General features: G+C 71.1%; 15 protein-coding genes. 10 read left to right on the top strand and 5 right to left on the bottom strand.

Annotation, left to right across the window (positions count from 1 at the left end):
• Nucleotides 1-193 precede the first annotated feature (193 nt).
• The 3 genes from E0493_RS07875 to E0493_RS07865 form a co-directional block, all read right to left on the bottom strand.
• Nucleotides 194-1,333 carry an alpha/beta hydrolase gene (locus E0493_RS07875; RefSeq protein WP_160936381.1) on the bottom strand — a complete coding sequence of 380 codons (1,140 nt, stop codon included), beginning with the start codon at nt 1,331-1,333 and terminating at the stop codon, nt 194-196.
• A 120-nt stretch (nt 1,334-1,453) separates the two neighbouring features.
• On the bottom strand, nt 1,454-2,671 hold the full coding sequence (locus E0493_RS07870) for a CaiB/BaiF CoA transferase family protein (protein ID WP_160936380.1): 1,218 nt from the start codon (nt 2,669-2,671) through the stop codon (nt 1,454-1,456).
• A 98-nt stretch (nt 2,672-2,769) separates the two neighbouring features.
• Complete coding sequence (locus E0493_RS07865) at nt 2,770-5,256, bottom strand: EAL domain-containing protein (RefSeq protein ID WP_160936379.1); 2,487 nt, start codon at nt 5,254-5,256, stop codon at nt 2,770-2,772.
• A gap of 261 nt (nt 5,257-5,517) precedes the next feature.
• Between E0493_RS07865 and E0493_RS07860 the strand changes: the two genes are divergently transcribed.
• The 5 genes from E0493_RS07860 (at nt 5,518) to E0493_RS07840 (ending at nt 10,653) form a co-directional block, all read left to right on the top strand.
• Complete coding sequence (locus E0493_RS07860) at nt 5,518-7,029, top strand: aldehyde dehydrogenase family protein (RefSeq protein WP_160936378.1); 1,512 nt, start codon at nt 5,518-5,520, stop codon at nt 7,027-7,029.
• Nucleotides 7,030-7,069: 40 nt separating this feature from the next.
• The gene (locus E0493_RS07855) at nt 7,070-8,059 is read left to right on the top strand and encodes a glycosyltransferase (protein WP_160936377.1); all 990 of its coding nucleotides are present in this window, start codon (nt 7,070-7,072) and stop codon (nt 8,057-8,059) included.
• A gap of 7 nt (nt 8,060-8,066) precedes the next feature.
• Nucleotides 8,067-9,350, top strand: coding sequence for an AmpG family muropeptide MFS transporter (locus E0493_RS07850; protein ID WP_160936376.1), 1,284 nt, complete (start codon nt 8,067-8,069; stop codon nt 9,348-9,350).
• Nucleotides 9,351-9,396: 46 nt separating this feature from the next.
• Entirely contained in the window at nt 9,397-10,197 is an 801-nt protein-coding gene (locus tag E0493_RS07845) for a DUF1206 domain-containing protein (protein WP_160936375.1), read from the top strand.
• Between the two features lie 120 nt (nt 10,198-10,317).
• Complete coding sequence (locus E0493_RS07840) at nt 10,318-10,653, top strand: hypothetical protein (protein ID WP_160936374.1); 336 nt, start codon at nt 10,318-10,320, stop codon at nt 10,651-10,653.
• 29 nt (nt 10,654-10,682) lie between these two features.
• Here the strand turns inward: E0493_RS07840 and smpB are convergent, their stop codons facing one another.
• Nucleotides 10,683-11,168, bottom strand: coding sequence for an SsrA-binding protein SmpB (gene smpB / locus E0493_RS07835; RefSeq protein ID WP_160936373.1), 486 nt, complete (start codon nt 11,166-11,168; stop codon nt 10,683-10,685).
• Between the two features lie 97 nt (nt 11,169-11,265).
• Nucleotides 11,266-12,144 carry a 4-hydroxy-tetrahydrodipicolinate synthase gene (dapA, locus tag E0493_RS07830; RefSeq protein WP_160936372.1) on the bottom strand — a complete coding sequence of 293 codons (879 nt, stop codon included), beginning with the start codon at nt 12,142-12,144 and terminating at the stop codon, nt 11,266-11,268.
• Between the two features lie 143 nt (nt 12,145-12,287).
• On the opposite strand from dapA, the gene E0493_RS07825 reads away from it, so the two are divergent.
• The 5 genes from E0493_RS07825 (at nt 12,288) to secG (ending at nt 17,195) form a co-directional block, all read left to right on the top strand.
• Nucleotides 12,288-14,348, top strand: a complete 2,061-nt coding sequence (locus E0493_RS07825; RefSeq protein WP_160936528.1) for a lytic transglycosylase domain-containing protein — start codon at nt 12,288-12,290, stop codon at nt 14,346-14,348.
• Complete coding sequence (locus E0493_RS07820; RefSeq protein ID WP_160936371.1) at nt 14,348-14,824, top strand: phosphatidylglycerophosphatase A family protein; 477 nt, start codon at nt 14,348-14,350, stop codon at nt 14,822-14,824. The genes E0493_RS07825 and E0493_RS07820 overlap by 1 nt, the downstream gene beginning before the upstream one ends.
• A gap of 5 nt (nt 14,825-14,829) precedes the next feature.
• Nucleotides 14,830-15,342 carry a CinA family protein gene (locus E0493_RS07815; RefSeq protein WP_160936527.1) on the top strand — a complete coding sequence of 171 codons (513 nt, stop codon included), beginning with the start codon at nt 14,830-14,832 and terminating at the stop codon, nt 15,340-15,342.
• A 150-nt stretch (nt 15,343-15,492) separates the two neighbouring features.
• Nucleotides 15,493-16,725 (top strand): sensor histidine kinase, encoded by a 1,233-nt coding sequence (locus E0493_RS07810; RefSeq protein WP_160936370.1) that lies wholly within the window; start codon nt 15,493-15,495, stop codon nt 16,723-16,725.
• An 80-nt stretch (nt 16,726-16,805) separates the two neighbouring features.
• Nucleotides 16,806-17,195: a preprotein translocase subunit SecG gene (secG, locus tag E0493_RS07805; RefSeq protein WP_160936369.1), complete on the top strand. Its 390-nt coding sequence runs from the start codon at nt 16,806-16,808 to the stop codon at nt 17,193-17,195.
• Nucleotides 17,196-17,304: the final 109 nt, after the last annotated feature.

Genomic DNA, 17,304 nt, shown 5'->3' with positions numbered 1-17,304 from the left:
GGGCACCGGCCGTGCGCGGCGCGCCGGGCGGGAGAGTGGCCCTTCCTTCGCCGCGGCGGAAGTCCCCAAGGATGGAAGCTTGGGCGGGCAGCCAGGGGAGGCGGGCAGCCAGGGGAGGCGGGCTCCCCTGGCCCGTCCTTGCTCGCGCGGCCCGTGGGGGCAGGCCGCGTGAGCAAGCGGAGTGAGGCGCGGCTCAGCCGCGCCGGGCGCGCCGGCGGTCCGGCACGACCACGGCGGGGGCAGGAAGCGCGAAGGCGGACTGCAACTCGCCGGCCATGAAGCGCTGCGCCGCGCCCGCCTGCGCCAGCAGGAACGGATTCACCCCGAAGAACTCGTGCGTCACGCCGGGGAAGTCCTGCGCCACCACGGTCACGCCGCTTTGCCGCAGCCGCTCGGCGAGGAGCATGCCATCGCTGCGCAGGGGGTCGATCTCGGCCGTGACGATGACCGCCTTGGGCAGGCCACGCAGATCGGCCCGGCCATAGACGTTGAGGCGCGTGTCCTGCAGGTCCGAGGGGCTGGTGATGTACTTGTCGAAGAACCACCGCATCATGGCCGCGTTGAGCGGCTTGGCGTTGGCGTTCTGCATGTAGGACTCGGTGGTCACGTCGGTGCCGGCGACCGGATAGATCAGCCCCATCGCCACCGGCAGCGGCGCGCGGGCCTCCCGGGCGGCCATGGCCACGTCCAGCGCCAGGTTCCCACCGGCGCTCTCGCCCACCACCGCCACGCGGGAAAGGTCCGCGCCGAACTGCGCGGCGTTCTGCAACGCCCAGAGGTAGCCGGCATAGGCGTCGTTCACCGGGCCCGGGAACTTGGTCTCCGGCGCCTGGCGGTAGTGCACGGCGAGCACCACGGCCTGGGCCTCGGCCGCCAGGGTGCGCGCCGAGGAGTCATAGGCGTCGAGGCTGCCGATCACCCAGCCGCCCCCATGATAATAGACGATCAGCGGCAGCAAGGGCTGGCCCTGGTTCCGCCGCGGCAGCTCCGCCGGGCTGTAGAGCCGCGCCGCCAGCGGGCCGCTGGGGCCGGGGATTTGCAGGTCGCGGACGACCGGCAGCGGTCGAGGCGTATCCGGCCGGCCCAGCGCGTTGAGGCGGTGCTTCACCGCATCCGCCATGCCAGGCTGCAGGCGCGCCTCCGCGGGGCTCAGCGTCTCGATGGGCTTGGGCCGGAGCGCCTGCAGGCTCTCCAGCAAATCGCGCATCTGCGGGTCGGCGCGGCCGGTCGGGTCGGCGGGCGGCATTGGCTCGGGCGAGGTTGCGCAGGCGCTGGCGAGGCCGGCGAGGCCCAGTGGCAGCAACAGGCTCGCGCGGCGCGACAGAACAGGCATGGGGCATCTCCTCGGCCCCGGTCGGAGGACCGGGACATGCGGAGATGGCAACGTGGTCTTGGCGGCCAGGTTGCAGAACCCTTGCGGGTGCTCCGGTTCAGGCCAAGCCGCCAGGGTGGCTTAGACGATACCCTTTTCGCGCAGGGCGGCGATCTGCCCGGCCGAATAGCCGAGGCTGCCCAGCACCGCGTCGGAATGCTCCCCCAGCACCGGCGGGGCGGAACGGTAGTCGGGCGGGGTGGCGGAAAGCTTCACGGGATTGGCGATCACCGTCACCGTCTCGCCGGAGGCGTGCGGCATTTCCTTGAGCATGTCGCGCGCCAGCACATGGGGGTCGGCGAAAACATCCTTCAGCGTGTTGATCGGGCCGCAGCCGATCTTCAGCGCCTCCAGCCTGGCGATCCATTCCTTGGTGGGCATGGTCCGGGTGACTTCGGTCAGCGTCTCCGTCACCAGCGCGCGGTTCTGCACGCGGGCGGCGTTGGTGGCGTAGCGCGCGTCGGCCAGCAGGTGCTCCAGCGCGAAGCTCTTGCAGAAGCGCTCGAAGGTCGGGTCGTTGCCGATGGAGAGCACCATGTAGCCGTCCTGGGTCGGGAAGACCTGGTAGGGCACGATGTTGGGGTGCTGGTTGCCGAGGCGCGGCGGGTTCTCGCCGGTGGCGAGGTAGTTCATGCCCTGGTTGGCGAGCCAGGCGACATGGGTGTCGAGCATGCCGATGTCGATCTGCTGCCCCTGCCCTGTCGCCTGCTTGTGGCGCAGCGCGGCCAGGATGCCGATGGTGCCGTACAGCCCGGCGAAGAGGTCGGCGATGGGGATGCCGACCTTCTGCGGCTCGCCCTCCGGCTCGCCGGTCAGGCTCATCACGCCGCCCATGGCCTGGATCAGCGCGTCATAGCCCGGGCGCGGCGCGTAGGGGCCGGTCTGGCCGAAGCCGGTGATCGAGCAGTAGATCAGGCCGGGATACTTCTCCTTGAGCTGTTCCCAGCCCAGCCCGTACCTGGCCAGCGCCCCGGCCTTGAAGTTCTCGACCAGGATGTCCGCCGTCTCCAGCAGCTTGTGGACCACCGCCTGACCCTCGGGCTGGGCGATATCCAGCGTCAGGGACTTCTTGTTGCGGTTGACGCCGACGAAGTAGGCGCTCTCCTTCGTGTTGGGCACGTAGGGCGGCGCGAAGCCGCGGGTGTCGTCGCCGGCGCCGGGCCGCTCGATCTTGATCACCTCGGCGCCGAGGTCGCCCAGCATCTGGGTGCAGGTGGGGCCGGCCAGGACGCGGGTCAGGTCAACCACCCGCAAGCCCTTCAGCGGACCCGTGACGTTGGAGGGGCTTGGCTCGGTCATCAGGCTGGCTCTTTCCTGTCGCGTTGGCTGGTGCGGCCGCAAACCGGGCCGAACGGGCATGAAGCCAGATTCGCCGCCGCCCTGCCAGCCCGGCCCCCTCAGGCCAGTATTCCGCCCAGGGCCCTCAGCTCGGCGATCAGTTCGTCGAGGTCCACGGGAACCGCGATGGCGTGGCCCTGCGCGTAGTCCACGCCAATCTCGCGCAGCCGCTCCAGGATCAGGCCGTTCTCGACGAACTCGGCCACCGTCTCCGCGCCGATCTCGTGCGCGATGCGGTGGATCGACCGCACGATGGTGAGGTCGATCACGCTCTCCGGAAGGTTGCGGATGAAGCTGCCGTCGATCTTGATCACATCCACCTTGAAGGCGCGCAGATAGCCGAAGGAGCTGAGGCCGGCCCCGAAGTCATCCAGCGCCACGCGGCAGCCGAGCTGGCGGATGCTGTCCAGCATCGCCCCCGCCGATGTCAGGTTGCTGACCAGGGCGGTTTCCGTGATCTCCAGGGTGAGGGCCTGCGGCCGCAGCGGCGAGTCCTGCAGGAGCTGCAGGAAGAAGGGCAGGAACTGCGGGTCGTTCAGCGAATGGGCGGAGATGTTGACCGCCAGCGAGAGCCCGGGCACGGCGGCGAGCTGCGGGGCGCGGCGCTGCAAGACCTCGCGCAGCACCCACCGGTCCAGCTCCGCCATCAGGTCGTAGCGTTCCGCCACGGGGATGAACAGGCCGGGCGAGACCAGCGCGCCGTCCTTCCCCACCATGCGAAGCAGCAGCTCGTAGTGCCTGCCCCGCTCCACCCCGATGGCGGCGATGCGCTGGGCGTGCAGGCGGAATCGCTCCTCGCGCAGCGCCGTGCGGATCTCGGTCGCCATGATGATCTCGCGGTGATGCGCGCCGCCGGCCTCGTCCTCCATGTCGTAGACGCTGATGCGGTTCCGGCCGGCCAGCTTGGCCGCGTAGCAGGCGACGTCGGCGTGCTTCATCACGCTGGCGCTGGTCGCCACCGCGCCGATGGAAGCCACGCCGATGCTGGTCGTGATGTGGTAGTCCCGCTCCTCCCAGGTGAAGGTCATGGCGGCGATCGCCTCGATCACCGGCGCCAGCACGCGGCGCACCTTGGTCACCGGGCAGCCGAAGAGCAGGATGGCGAACTCGTCGTCTCCCAGCCGGGCCACCATGTCGGTGGGCCGCACCATCCGGGAGAGGGTCTGCGCCACCGCCCGCAGCAGCGCGTCCCCCGCCGCATGGCCGGCGCTGTCGTTGACGATCTTGAAGCGGTCGAGGTCCAGGAAGCAGAGGGTGTGCTCGCCGCCGCCCATATGCGCGGAGTCGACGGCGCTGGCCAGCGCCGCCTCGAACTTCCTGCGGTTGGGCAGGCCCGTCAGGGCGTCATGCAGCGTGGAGAACTCCAGCTCCTTCTCGATGCTCCGCACCGCCCGCACGTCCTGGAAGACCAGCACCGCGCCAAGGATGCCGCCGTCCTTCGCCCGGATCGGCGCCGAGGAGTCCCGCACCTCGATCCGCTCGCCCTGCCGGTCGATCAGCACCGCCTGGCGCTTCAGGTCGAAGGGCCGGCGGGTCGCGAGGGTGACGCGGACCGGGTTGAGCAGCGCCTCGCCGGCCTCCGTGTCCGCGATTTCGAAGACGGCCTCGATCGGCCGGTGCCGCGCCTCCTCCAGCATCCAGCCGGTGGCGGCCTCGGCGGCCGGGTTCATGAAGCAGATGCGCCCCTCCGCATCCGTGCTGATCACCCCGTCGGTGATGGCGCAGAGGGTGACATGCAGGCGGTCCCGCTCCTCGTGCAGGGCGGTCTCGCTGCGCTTGAGCCGGCTGATGTCCTGGATTTGCGAGATGAAATGCATGGGCTGTCCGGCCGCGTCACGCAGCAGCGAAACGGAGAGCAGCCCCCAGATCAGCTCGCCGTCCCGGCGGCGGTAGCGCTTTTCCACCTGATAGCTGTCGGTCCGGCCCTGCAGAAGCGCCTCCAGCTGCCGCAGGTCGCCGGCGAGGTCGGAGGAATGGGTGATCTCCTGGAAGCTCAGCCGCAGCAGCTCCGCCTCCCCATAGCCGAGCAGCGCGCAGCACGCCCGGTTGACGCGCAGAAAGGTGCCGTCCAGCCCCACCAGCGCCATGCCGATGGGCGAATGAAGCATGGTCTTGCGGAACTGCTCCTCGCTCGCGCGCAGCGCCTCCTCGCGCTCCCGCAGCGGCGCCAGGTCGCGCGTGGCCTCGACGAAGCCGACATGCCGCCCTTCCGCATCACGGATCAGGCTGAGGGTGACATGGGCCCGGAAGGAGCGCCCGTCACGCCGCAGGCACCGCCCCTCGGCCTCGGCATGGCCGTCGCGCAGGGCGCGTGCGAGCAGCGCCTCCGGCTTCCCTTGGCGAACCTCCTCCTGGCCGAAGAAGATGGCGAAGGGCTTGCCGATGATCTCGGCCGCCCCATAGCCCTTCAGCCGGGCCGCGCCCGCGTTCCAGCTGGCGACCCGCCCTCCGGGATCGAGCATGAAGACGGCAAGGTCCCCCGCGCCGTCGCGCGGCTGCCCCGCCCCGCCCTGCTGAACCCCCGTGGCCACGTCCATGCTCGCCATGACATGCCCCCCGTCGCGTGCCGGAACCCTTCCCCCAGCCCGGCCGGGCGCCTGCCACCGCGATGCGGCGCAACGCCCTTCTCCAGCATGCGGTCGGACCTTCTGTCCAAGCGCAAAATTCCAGAACGGCGAAGGTTGTGCAAGACAATGTGACCGGGCGTTGAGTTCCGGCGCGTCGCCGCCGGTGCCGGGGTTGCCCGCCTGACCGCGGCGGCGCATGGTCGCGCTTTGCCGATTGCCAGACCGCAGCGGAGGAAACCCATGCTCGACCGTCCGAACCCTGCGCCGGAAGCGCCTTGCCTCGACCCCTTCGCCCTCGCCAAGGCGCTCTCGGGGTCGCACCTGATCGGTGGCCGCTTCACGCCGGCCCGGTCCGGCCGCTCCTTCGCCGTTGTTAATCCGGCGACCGGCGACGAGGTGGCGCAGGCGGCCGAGGGCGACGCCGCCGATGTCGAGGCGGCGGTGGCCGATGCCGCGAAGGCGCAGAAGGAATGGGCCAAGCTGCCCGCCCGCAAGCGGGGGGCGCTGGTGCACAAGGCCGCGGCGCTGATCCGCGACCATGTGGAGGAGCTGGGCCGGCTGATCGCGCTGGAGACCGGCAAGGCGCTGCGCACCGAGAGCCGGGTCGAGGCCAACACCGTGGCCGACGTGCTGGAGTTCTTCGGCGGGCTGGGGGGCGAGCTGAAGGGGGAGACCGTGCCCTTTGCGCCGGACGTGCTCTCCGTGACGGTGCGCGAGCCGCTCGGGGTGGTCGGCGCCATCATCCCCTGGAACGTGCCGATGCTGCTGATGGCGCTGAAGGTCGCGCCCGCCCTGGTGGCCGGCAATTCGGTGGTGGTGAAGAGCGCCGAGGAGGCGCCGCTCGCCGTGCTGCGCATCTGCGAGCTGATGAACCGCGTGTTGCCGCCGGGCGTGTTCAACATGGTCTCGGGCTTCGGCCCGGAATGCGGCGCGCCGCTGGTGGCGCACCCGCTGGTGCGCAAGGTGACCTTCACCGGCTCGGTCGAGACCGGCAAGATCGTCTACCGGACGGCGGCCGAGAAGCTGATCCCGGTGACGCTGGAGCTGGGCGGCAAGTCGCCCATGATCGTCTTCGCCGACTGCGACTTCGACAAGACCCTGGCCGGCGCCCTCACCTCCATGCGCTTCACCCGCCAGGGGCAGAGCTGCACCGCCGCCAGCCGCATCTATGTGGAGCGGCCGATCTTCCAGAAGTTCGTGGACGCCATGGCCGCGAAGGTCGACCAGATGGTGATGGGCGACCCGCTGGACGAGAAGACCGACATCGGCACCATCATCTCCGACGGCCAGTTCGACAAGGTGAAGGCCTTCATCGAGGAGGGCCGCGCCACCGCCGGGGCCACCGGCCGCGCCTGCTCCGCCATGCCGGATGATCCTGCGCTGAAGAAGGGCCTGTTCATCCAGCCCGTGATCTTCACCGGCCTGACCAGGGAGAGCCGCCTGGTGCGGGAGGAGATCTTCGGCCCCGTCACCTGCATCTTCCCCTTCGACGACCCGGAGGCAGTGCTGGCGGAGGCGAATGACAGCGAATACGGCCTGGCCGCCAGCCTCTGGACCAACAACCTGAAGGTCGGCCTGAACCTGGCCCACAAGCTGGAGGCCGGGCTGGTGCAGATCAACCAGAACCTCGTGGTGCAGGCCAACCTCTCCTATGGCGGCGTGAAGTCCTCCGGGCTCGGCAAGGAGGCCTCGCTGGAAGCCATGCTGGAGCACTTCACGCACAAGAAGACGATCATGGTGAACATGGGCTAGCCTCGCCGCCACAACACGGCGGAACCGCGAGGGGGATCGGATGCGTGGAGCGCCCAGGCTTGCCGTCCTGATCCCCTGCCGCAACGAGGCGGCGGCCATCGGCGGCGTGGTGGCGGGTTTCCGAACCGCGCTGCCGGAGGCCGCCATCCATGTCTATGACAACAACTCGACCGATGAGACACGCGCCGTGGCCGCCGCCGCCGGCGCGACGCTCGGCAGCGAGCGTCTGCCGGGCAAGGGCAACGTGGTCCGGCGGATGTTCGCCGACATCGAGGCCGACCTTTACCTCCTGGTGGACGGCGACGGCACCTATGACCCCGCCACCGCCCCCGCCATGGTGCGGATGCTGCTGGAGCAGCGGCTGGACATGGTGACGGGCATCCGCGTCGCCAGCGCCGAGGCCGCCTACCGGCCCGGGCACCGCCTGGGCAACCGGGTGCTGACGGGAATGGTGCGGCTGGTCTTCGGCAAGCGCGTCTCGGACGTGCTCTCGGGCTACCGCTGCTTCTCCCGGCGCTTCGTGAAATCTTTTCCCGCCCTGGCGACGGGCTTCGAGACGGAAACCGAGTTCACCGTGCACGCGCTGGAGCTGCGCCTGCCGGTCGGCGAGTTGCCCACCGCCTATCGGGAGCGCGGCGTGGGCTCGATCTCCAAGCTGCACACCTGGCGCGACGGGCTGCGCATCCTGCGCACCATCGTCCGGCTGATCCAGCGCGAGCGGCCGCTGCTGTTCTTCGGCACCCTCGGGCTGGCCTTCCTGCTGCTTTCCGCCGGCTTCTTCCTGCCGGTGTTCGGCACCTACCTGGAAACCGGCCTGGTGCCCCGCCTGCCGACCTTCCTGGCCTCGGTCGCCTTTCTGCTGCTCTCCTTCCTCTCCGGCGCCTGCGGGCTGATCCTGGACACGGTGACGCAGGGCCGGCGCGAGGCCAAGCGCATCGCCTATCTGGCCATTCCCGCGCCGGGCGCCGAGACGATCGCCGCGCCCGCCTACTCCGACAGTTCAAAACCGGCCGCCCGCATGGCAGGTTGAGCGCCGCATGCGCCTCACCCTCCCCGCGATCGCCAATGATCGCCGCTTCCTCATCATGCTGGCCCTCGGCTTCTCCTCCGGGGTGCCGCTGCCGCTCACCGCCTTCGTGCTGCGGCAATGGATGTCGGAAACCGGCATCGACCTGACGGCGATCGGGCTGACCGCCCTGGTCGGCCTGTCCTACTCGCTGAAGTTCCTGTGGTCGCCGCTGATCGACCACTCGGCGCCGCCGCTGTTCCGCGCCTGGGGGCGGCGGCGGGGCTGGCTGGCGAGTATCCAGCCGGTGCTGGCGCTGGCGATCCTGGCGATGGGCTTCACCAACCCGGCCACGGCGCCGGAGGTCACCGTGGCAGTGGCCGTGCTGGTCGCCTTCCTCTCGGCCAGCCAGGACATCGTGGTGGACGCCTTCCGCATCGAGATCCTGGAGGAGCGGCAGCAGGGCCTGGGCCTCGCCTACTACGTCTGGGGCTATCGCGGGGCGCTGCTGGCCGCCAATGCGGGCGCGCTGACGGTCGCCAACTTCGTCGGCTGGACGGCGGCCTTCGCCTATTGCGCGGCGCTGGTGGGCGTGGGCTTCCTGGCCGTGGCGCTGGCTGCCGAGCCGGCCGCGGCGCCCCGGCCCGCCCTGGCCTGGGCGGCGCGGATGCGGGCCGCCGTGGTGGACCCCTTCGCCGACTTCACGCGGCGGCCCTACTGGCTGGCCATCCTGCTGTTCATCGCCCTCTTCAAGCTGGGCGAGGCGCTGGCCGGGGTGATGACGGCGCCCTTCTACCGCGAGATGGGTTTCAGCCGTGTCGAGGTGGCGGCGGTGGGCAGCGTCTTCGGCCTCTTCGCCACGCTGCTGGGCGCGCTGGCCGGGGGCTGGCTGGTGGTGCGCATCGGCACCGCCCGCGCCCTGGTGCTGACCGGCATGACGCAGATGCTCTCCAACCTGATGTACGTGGCGCTGGCCCATGCCGGGCATGACATGCCGATGCTCTGGGCGCAGGTGGGCGTGGAGAACTTCACCGACGGCCTGGCTGACGCCGCCTTCGTCACCTACCTCTCCAGCCTGACCACGCGGGCATTCACCGCCACCCAGTACGCCCTGCTCTCCTCGCTGGCGGCGGTGCCGCTGCGGACGCTGGGCGCGAGCTCGGGCAGCCTGGCGGCCTGGCTGGGATGGCCGGACTTCTTTCTGCTCACCACGGCGGCCGCGCTGCCAGCCATGGCGATCATGCTGTTCCTCCTGGTGCGGCTGCCGCCGGCCCGTCCGGCGCCCGAGCACGCCTGGCCTGCATCCGAAGCCTGAGCTGCGGCGTTGCAGAGGCAGCGAAGCCCCTGCCCGGAGCTCACCCATGCCCTCGCCGCGTCCCGCCCTGGAACTGCTTGCCCGTCTCGGCTATGCCGCGCGGGGCGTCGTCAACCTTTTGATCGGCATATTGGCGCTGATCGGCGCCTTCGGCGCCGGCGGCGGCCAGGCGACCGGCTCCAAGGGCGCCTTGCAGGAGCTGCTGCTGCACCCGTTCGGCAGCGTGATGCTGGGTGCCGTGGCGCTCGGCCTCTTCGGCTTCGCCCTGTGGCGCTGCTTCCAGTCGCTGCTCGATGCCGACAACCGGGGCCGGGAAGCCAAGGCGCTCGTGATCCGCGGCGGCCAGCTCGTCTCGGCGTTCGCCTATGTCAGCCTCGGCATCTTCGCCGTCAGCCTGCTGATCGGAGCTGCGGCCCGCAGCGAGGACGGCCAGTCGGCACGTGACTGGACGCGCTGGCTGCTGGCGCAGCCCGCCGGCGAGGTGCTGGTGGCCCTCTGCGGCGCCGTGGTCGCCGCGGTCGGTGTTGTGATGCTGTACCTCGCATGGAGCTGCGTCTTCACCCGCCATCTCCGCTGCCCGGGCGACGCTGCCCGATGGGTGGTGCCCTTGGGGCGGATCGGCTTTGCCGCGCGGGGCGTGGTGTTCATGCTCATTGGCGGCTTCATCATCTTCGCGGCCTGGCAGTCCGATGCAAGCGAGGTGCGCGGCCTGGGCGGCGCGTTGATCGCGCTGCAGCAGCAGCCCTTCGGGCGGGTTCTGTTCGGCCTGGTGGCGCTGGGCCTCGCCCTGTTCGGCGCCTTCGAGTTCGCCGAGGCGCGTTACCGCCGCATCGACGCACCCGGCTGAGACAAGGCAGCAGGGCGGCACGCAGCCGGCCTTCGCGTGCCCTTCCAGTGGTCCGGGTGGCGCTTGAAACTCCCTCCGGTCCGCGCAAACTAAACCCACGCCTTTCGGGAGACGCAGGCCATGTCCGAGACTTCCACCCCCAAATCCGAGGCACTCAAGGCTTTCGCGGTGCTCAAGCAGGCCATCGAGGCGGCGTGCCAGAGAAAGAGCCACCTGATCGCCATCGAGACCGCCATGGAGCAGGGCCTGACCATGACGGGCGAGCTGAACGACGTGGAGCGCGACTCAATCCAGCGGCGCAACTGGCCGGAGCAGGGCCTGACCCTCACCCTGCACTTCCAGCGCTATGACCGCGCCAATCCCTTCCAGCTGGCGCCCAGCTCCGACCGTCTCGAACTCACGCTGGAGGACCGCTCCGGCACGCTGCTCCGCCACGAGGCGTCCTTCAAGGAGTAGGCGCCCCTGGCCGGCGGGAGAACCGCGGCTCAGCCGCGCTCCCGCATCAGCCGCGCCTTGTCGCGTTGCCAGTCGCGCTCCGCGATGGCGTGGCGCTTGTCGGCCTTGGTCTTGCCCTCGGCGAGGCCGAGGACGACCTTGGCGATGCCGCGGTCGTTGAACAGGATCTCCAGCGGCACGATGGTGACGCCTTCGCGGGTCACGGCGCCGATCAGCTCGCGCATCTGCTTCCTGTGCAGCAGCAGCTTGCGCGGCCGGCGCGGCTCGAACCTGGCGACGAAGCTGCCCGCCTGCCATTCCGGGATGTAGGTGTTGAACAGCCAGAGCTCGCCGTCCCGTTCCCCGGCCCAGGCGTCGGCGAGCGCGGCGCGGCCGGCGCGCAGCGACTTCACTTCCGGCCCGACCAGCACGATGCCGGCCTCCACGGTCTCGTTGATCTTGTAGTCGAAGCGCGCCTTGCGGTTCTGCGCGGCGGTTCCGTGGCTGATCAGGGCTTTCTTGCGGGGTTCGGCCATATCGTTCCTGAAGCAATTCCCCCTGAAGGCGGGGGCCGGGGGAATGGAGTCCCCCCGGCGGGGGATCCAAGGGGGCGGCGCCTCCTTGGCCGCGTTCTCAGTTCAGCAGCCCGGCGGCCACCATGGCGGCCTTGACGCGCGCCCGGTTGGCGTCGCCGACCGGCGCCAGCGGCAGCCGGCAACGCGCCGAGGAGTAGCCGAGCAGGCTGGCGGCATACTTCACCGGCCCGGGCGAGGTTTCACAGAACATGGCGTCATGCAGCGGCGTCAGCCGGTCCTGGATCTCCATGGCCTCCTGGATCTGGCCGGCTTCCCAGGCGGCGTGCATCCGCGCGCAGAGGCGCGGCGCGACATTGGCGGTCACGCTGATGCAGCCGACGCCGCCGGCCGCGCGGAAGGCGAGCGCCGTGTGATCCTCGCCGGAAAGCTGGCAGAAGTCCGGCCCGCAGGCGAGCCGGGTATGCAGCGGCCGGGTCAGGTTGGCCGTCGCATCCTTCACGCCGACGATGTTGGGGTGCTTCGCCAGCCGCGCCATGGTCTCCACGGACATGTCGATCACGCTGCGGGGCGGGATGTTGTAGATGATGATCGGCAGGTCCACCGCGTCGGCGATGGCGGTGAAGTGCAGGTAGAGCCCCTCCTGCGTCGGCTTGTTGTAGTAGGGCGTGACCACCAGCGCGGCGTCGGCGCCCGCCTCCCTGGCGTGGCGGGTCAGCGCGATGGCTTCCTCGGTGCTGTTGGAACCGGCGCCGGCGATCACCGGCACCCGCCCTGCCGCCGCCTCGACGCACATCTCCACCACCCGGTGGTGTTCCTCGTGGGAGAGGGTCGGGCTCTCGCCGGTGGTGCCGACCGGGATCAGCCCGGCGGTGCCCTCGGAAACCTGCCACTCCACGAAGTCCTGGAACGCTTTCGCGTCGAGGGCGCCGTTCTCGGCCATCGGCGTGATCAGCGCGACGAGGGATCCCTTGAACATCGGACGAGGCTTTCTTTCCCGGAATGGCGGCGGCATGCTGGCGGGAAGCTAGGCGCCCGCCCGTCCCCGCACAAGCGCCGGAGGCCGCTCGGCCCTTCCAAACGCCAGGACAAGTGCTCGCGGATCGGTTAACTTTGGCACCCATGCTTTCCGCCTCGCGCTCCTCCCTGCTTCGCTTCTCCCGGGGCTCCTCCCTGGACCTCTCCCGGGGCCGCGCCCTGGCCCTGGCCCTGCTCCCCTCCCTGGCTCTGGCCGCCGCACCTGCCCTGGCGCAGCCCTGGGCCCCGGAGCAGGCCCGGGCCGCCGGCCGCGCCGCCATCATCGCCGCGAATACCGGGCGGTGGAGCGAGGCGCAGGCCCTGGCAGACCAGGGCGCTGACCCGCTGGCGGACAAGATCGTCACCTGGATGCGGCTGCAGGTGCGGGGCCAGGCCACGGCGGCGGAGGTCGCGGATTTCCTTGCCGCCAACCCCGGCTGGCCGCTGCAGGCAACCCTGGCGCAGCGCGGCGAGGAAGCGTTGCCCGTGCTGGCCGAGGATGCGCTGGTGCTGCGGCTCTTCGCCGGCACGCCGCCGCGCGGCCTGCCGGCCGTCCGGCAACTCGCCGAGGCCTTGCAGCGCCAGGGCGATACGGCGGCCGCGCAGCGCGTGGTGGAGGCCGGCTGGCGCAACGCGACGCCTGATGCGCAGGCCGAAGCCGCCTTTCTTGCCGCCCTGGGCGGCGTGCTGACCCCGCAGCACCATCGCGCCCGTTTCGAGCGCCTTGCCTGGACTGGCCAGACCGCCGCCGCGGCCCGCATGCTGCCCCTGCTGCCACCGGATGCGCGGCTCAGCGGCGAGCTGCGGCTGGCGCTGGCCGCGGGCCAGGCGAGCGCCGAGGCAGGCGCCGCACCGCGTACCGCATCCGATCTGGGTCTAGCGATGGAGCTGGCGCGCTTCCTGCGCCGGCAGGACCGTGACCGCGAAGCCGCGGCAATCTGGCAGCGGGCCGAGCCGGTGCAGCGGAACCTTTCCGACGAGGCGGCCCGTGCCGTCTGGACCGAGCGGCAGATCCTTTCCCGCAAGCTTCTGCGGCTGGGCGACGCCGCCACCGCCTATCGCGTCGCCGCGGTGCACGGGCAGACCGACGGTGCCGCGCTGCATGATGGCGAGTTCCTGGCCGGCTTCATCGCGCTGCGGAAGCTGAACGATCCCGCGCGCGCGGCCGAGCACTTCGCCCGCCTGGGCGAGGACAGCAGCAGCGTCATCACCCGCGCCCGGGCGCATTACTGGCGCGGCCGCGCCGCCGCCGCGCGGGGCCGCGCCGAGGAGGCAAGGGCGCAGTTCGCCGCCGCCGCGGCGCTGCCGACCGCCTTCTATGGCCAGCTCGGTGCCCTGGCGCTCGGTGAGACGTCGCCGCAGCTCGCCGCCCGCATCGCCGCCGTGCCCGCGCCGCAGCCAACCGCCGAAGCCGCCAACGCCTTTCTCGGCAAGGAGATGGCCCAGGCGGTTCTGACGCTCGCCGACCTTGGCGACACCGACCGCACGCGCACCTTTCTGCTGCGCCTGGAGGACACCGCCGCCGATCCCGCCGAGCAGGTGCTGACGGCGCGGCTGGCCAACAGCATCGGCCGGCCGGACAATGCCGTCTGGGTGGCGCGCCGCGCGGGGATCGACGGCGTGACCATGATCGCGGAGGGCTACCCGACACCCTATCCCGTGCCGGAGAACGCCCCCGTCGAGCCCGCCTTCGTCTATGCCATCAGTCGCCAGGAGAGCAATTTCGATCCCGGCGCGGTCTCGTCCGCCAACGCGCGCGGGCTGATGCAGCTCCTGCCTTCCACCGCCACGCTGGTGGCGCGGCAGCTCGACATCCCGCACCAGGCCGCCTGGCTGACCGGTCAGCCCGAGCACAACCTGCGCCTTGGCGCGCAATATCTGGGCGACCAGCTCGCGCGCTTCGGGAACCTCGCCATGGCCGCCGCAGCCTACAACGCGGGGCCGCGGCGGGTGGACGAGTGGATCGTCACCTATGGCGACCCCCGCATGCCGGCCAGTGCCGGCGGCGTGGACCTGATCGACTGGATCGAGCAGATCCCCTTCAGCGAAACGCGCAACTACGTGCAGCGGGTGGTGGAGAACGCGGTGATCTACCGGGCGCTGCGCGGCGCCGGCGGGCTCGACCATCCGCTGAAGCCCTGGCTGCCGGTCGGAACGGCACGCTGATGTCCACTCCGCTCGCGGCGCCGCCGCTTCCGGCGGCGACGCTGCCGCGCCTCGTGGCCAGCCTGGGCGGCGTTGGCTTTATCCGCCCCGCGCCCGGCACCTGGGGCAGCGCCATCGTGCTTCCCACCGTTCTGCTCGGGCCGGATGCCTGCCTCGCCCTCGCCGCGCTGCTGGCCCTGCTGGGGTGGTGGGCGCTGGAGCGCCTGCCCGATGCGCGGACCGACCCGGGCTGGGTGGTGATCGACGAGGGCGCGGGGCAGAGCATCGCCCTCGCCGCGCTCCCCCTGGGCGCAGGGGCCACGGGCGTCATCCTGGCCTTTGTGCTGTTCCGCCTGTTCGACATCACCAAGCCTGGCCCGGTGGGCTGGGCCGACCGGCAGAAGGGCACGACCGGGGTGATGCTGGACGACCTGATCGCGGGCGCGCTCGCCGCGGCGCTGATCCTGGCGCTGCGCTTCTGGGAGGTCCTGTCGTGAACACGCTGCTCGATGCCGAAACCCTGGCTGAAGCCGCGGCTTTGCTGCAGGCCTTGCAGGCGCGGAACCTCACCCTGGCCACCGCCGAAAGCTGCACCGGCGGCCTGGTGAGCGCCGCGCTCACCGCCGTTCCCGGCTCCTCGGCCACGCTGCTGGCGGGCTACGTCACCTACTCCAATGCCGCCAAGCAGCGGATGCTGGGTGTGGCCGAGGCGCTGCTGGCCGAGTTCGGCGCCGTCAGCGAGCCGGTCGCCCGCGCGATGGCCGAGGGAGCGGTGCGCGATTCCGGAGCTGATCTCGCCGTCTCCATCACCGGCATCGCCGGGCCGGGCGGCGCCACGCCGGGGAAGCCGGTCGGCCTCGTGCATTTCGCCGCGGCGCGGCGCGGCGGTGCCACGCTGGCGCACCGGCAGGTGCTGCCGGGCGACCGGAGCACGGTGCGCGCGGCCAGCGTCGGCATGGCGTTCCGCCTGCTGCGTGAAGCGGCCGGGCTGCCGGCGAAGGATGCCGGCGTGTGAAGTTCCATTGGATCACGCCGCACTGGAACACGCTGTCGTGAGATTGCCCGGTGAAGCCGCGCCATGGCGGGCTGCGTGATCGCGGGCTTGGCGGCGCCGTTGTAAGGGAACGTCATGGGCCTCGTTGCGCGGCCCTGGACGGATCAGATCATGGAAGCCCACCAGGACGTCGTCATTCGCCTGCACCAGCAGGCGTTGATCGCCGAGTTCGGCATCGCCGCCCTGCGATCGCAAGACCTGCAGGTTCTTTTCGACATGGCTGCCCAGTTGGCGGCGCGCGGCCTCGGCAGCGACTTCACCAAGGTGCTGGAGTACCTGCCGGAGGAGAACAGCTTCCTGGTGCGGGCCGGCGTGGGCTGGCGGCCCGGCGTGGTGGGTCATGCGCGGATCGGGAGCGAGATGGAGAGCGCGGCCGGCTATGCCTTTCGCACCGGCCGGCCGGTGACCTCCAACGTCCTGTCGGAGGAATCCCGGTTCCAGATCCCGAGGCTGCTGGTCGAGCATGGCGTTCGCCGCGCCGCCAATGTCGTCATCCGTGGCGAAAGCACGCCTTATGGTGTTCTGGAGGCTGACAGCCGCGACGGCGAGCCCTTCACCCCGGACGACACCAACTTCCTCCAGGCCCTTGCCAACACGCTCGGCGTTGCGATCGACCGCGAGCGCGCCCGGCAGGAGCGGAACCGGCTGGCGGCGCTGGCGGAGGCGCGGGCGCGGGAGGCGGAAGAGGCGCTGCGGGCGCGTGACGAGTTGCTGCGCCAGAAGGACCTTCTGATGCGGGAGATCGACCACCGCGTAAAGAACAGCCTGACCGTCACGCGCTCCCTGCTGGCGATGCAGGCGCGCATCACGCCGGACCCATCCTCCCGCGCGCTGCTGGAGGAGGCGGCCCAGCGCGTCTCCACCATCGCCCGGGTGCACGACCGGCTCTACCGCAGCAGCCGCATCGGCCATGTGGACCTCGCGGACTATCTGCAGGGGCTCTGCGAGGATCTGCACTACGCCTCTGGCCTTGCCGATGCCGGGCGGCCGCTGCATGTGGCGGTGGAGGTGGCGGAGTATTCGGCCGACGACGCGGTGGCGATCGGGCTGATCGTCACCGAGCTGCTGACCAATACGGCGAAGTACGGCGCCGGCGCGGTGGACCTGCAATGCCGCCGCCAGCCGGACGGCGGGCTGCGGCTGAGCGTGCAGGACGCGGGCGGCGGCCTGCCGCCCGATTTCGTGCCGGCGGAGGCCACGGGGCTGGGAATGGTCCTGATCCACGGCCTGAGTCAGAAGCTTTCCGGCACGCTGCGATGGCACGCACCCGGGGACGACCGCGGGCTGCTGGTCACGCTCGACCTGCCGCCGCCCTCCCCGGCCGCGCACGACGAGCCCTGCTAGCGCGCGGAGCGGATTTCCGCTCTGTCGGCATGCGCTTGCCGCTGGCGTCCTTTCCGGAAGGCGGCTAAGAGCGCAGCGCCATGATGACCATCCTGCTTGTCCTGCACCTGTTCGTCACCCTCGCGCTGATCGGCGTCGTGCTGCTGCAGCGCAGCGAGGGGGGTGGGCTCGGCATCGGCTCCTCGCAGGGCATGGGAGCCTTCATGAGCGGGCGCGGCACGGCCAACCTGCTGACCCGTACCACCGCCGTGCTGGCCACGCTGTTCATGGCGCTGGCCCTGGCGATGGCGCTGCTGGGCCGTGGCCAGTCGCAGCGCAGCTCCATCCTGGATGCGCCGCCGCCGCCCGCCGTCACCGGTGAGCAGCCGCTGCAGCCGCAGCCGGCGGCGCCCGGCCAGCCGGCTCCCGCTGTCCCCGCGGCGCCGGCGCAGCCGGCCACCCCGCCGCCGGCCAGCGTACCGAACAACTGAGCCGCCGAATCGGGCGCTGGGGCACCCCCAGGCGCCCGACCTGTTTGATGAGGGCATAAGGTGGCCGGAGGGCCGGGCCGTGCCCTTCGGCGCGGGCCATTCCGGCCCC

This window comes from Teichococcus coralli (assembly GCF_009829925.1).
Classification (GTDB): Bacteria; Pseudomonadota; Alphaproteobacteria; order Acetobacterales; family Acetobacteraceae; genus Pseudoroseomonas; species Pseudoroseomonas coralli.
This window is presented reverse-complemented; position numbering and strand designations above follow the sequence as displayed.

Excerpts from the sequence above, each read along its gene's own strand:
- E0493_RS07810 (WP_160936370.1), top strand. The coding sequence starts at position 15,493 with ATGGAAGCCCACCAGGACGTCGTCATTCGCCTGCACCAGCAGGCGTTG.
- smpB (WP_160936373.1), bottom strand. The coding sequence starts at position 11,168 with ATGGCCGAACCCCGCAAGAAAGCCCTGATCAGCCACGGAACCGCCGCG.
- E0493_RS07825 (WP_160936528.1), top strand. The coding sequence starts at position 12,288 with ATGCTTTCCGCCTCGCGCTCCTCCCTGCTTCGCTTCTCCCGGGGCTCC.
- E0493_RS07860 (WP_160936378.1), top strand. The coding sequence starts at position 5,518 with ATGCTCGACCGTCCGAACCCTGCGCCGGAAGCGCCTTGCCTCGACCCC.
- secG (WP_160936369.1), top strand. The coding sequence starts at position 16,806 with ATGATGACCATCCTGCTTGTCCTGCACCTGTTCGTCACCCTCGCGCTG.
- E0493_RS07865 (WP_160936379.1), bottom strand. The coding sequence starts at position 5,256 with ATGGCGAGCATGGACGTGGCCACGGGGGTTCAGCAGGGCGGGGCGGGG.
- E0493_RS07845 (WP_160936375.1), top strand. The coding sequence starts at position 9,397 with ATGCCCTCGCCGCGTCCCGCCCTGGAACTGCTTGCCCGTCTCGGCTAT.
- E0493_RS07850 (WP_160936376.1), top strand. The coding sequence starts at position 8,067 with ATGCGCCTCACCCTCCCCGCGATCGCCAATGATCGCCGCTTCCTCATC.
- dapA (WP_160936372.1), bottom strand. The coding sequence starts at position 12,144 with ATGTTCAAGGGATCCCTCGTCGCGCTGATCACGCCGATGGCCGAGAAC.
- E0493_RS07875 (WP_160936381.1), bottom strand. The coding sequence starts at position 1,333 with ATGCCTGTTCTGTCGCGCCGCGCGAGCCTGTTGCTGCCACTGGGCCTC.
- E0493_RS07820 (WP_160936371.1), top strand. The coding sequence starts at position 14,348 with ATGTCCACTCCGCTCGCGGCGCCGCCGCTTCCGGCGGCGACGCTGCCG.
- E0493_RS07840 (WP_160936374.1), top strand. The coding sequence starts at position 10,318 with ATGTCCGAGACTTCCACCCCCAAATCCGAGGCACTCAAGGCTTTCGCG.
- E0493_RS07870 (WP_160936380.1), bottom strand. The coding sequence starts at position 2,671 with ATGACCGAGCCAAGCCCCTCCAACGTCACGGGTCCGCTGAAGGGCTTG.
- E0493_RS07855 (WP_160936377.1), top strand. The coding sequence starts at position 7,070 with ATGCGTGGAGCGCCCAGGCTTGCCGTCCTGATCCCCTGCCGCAACGAG.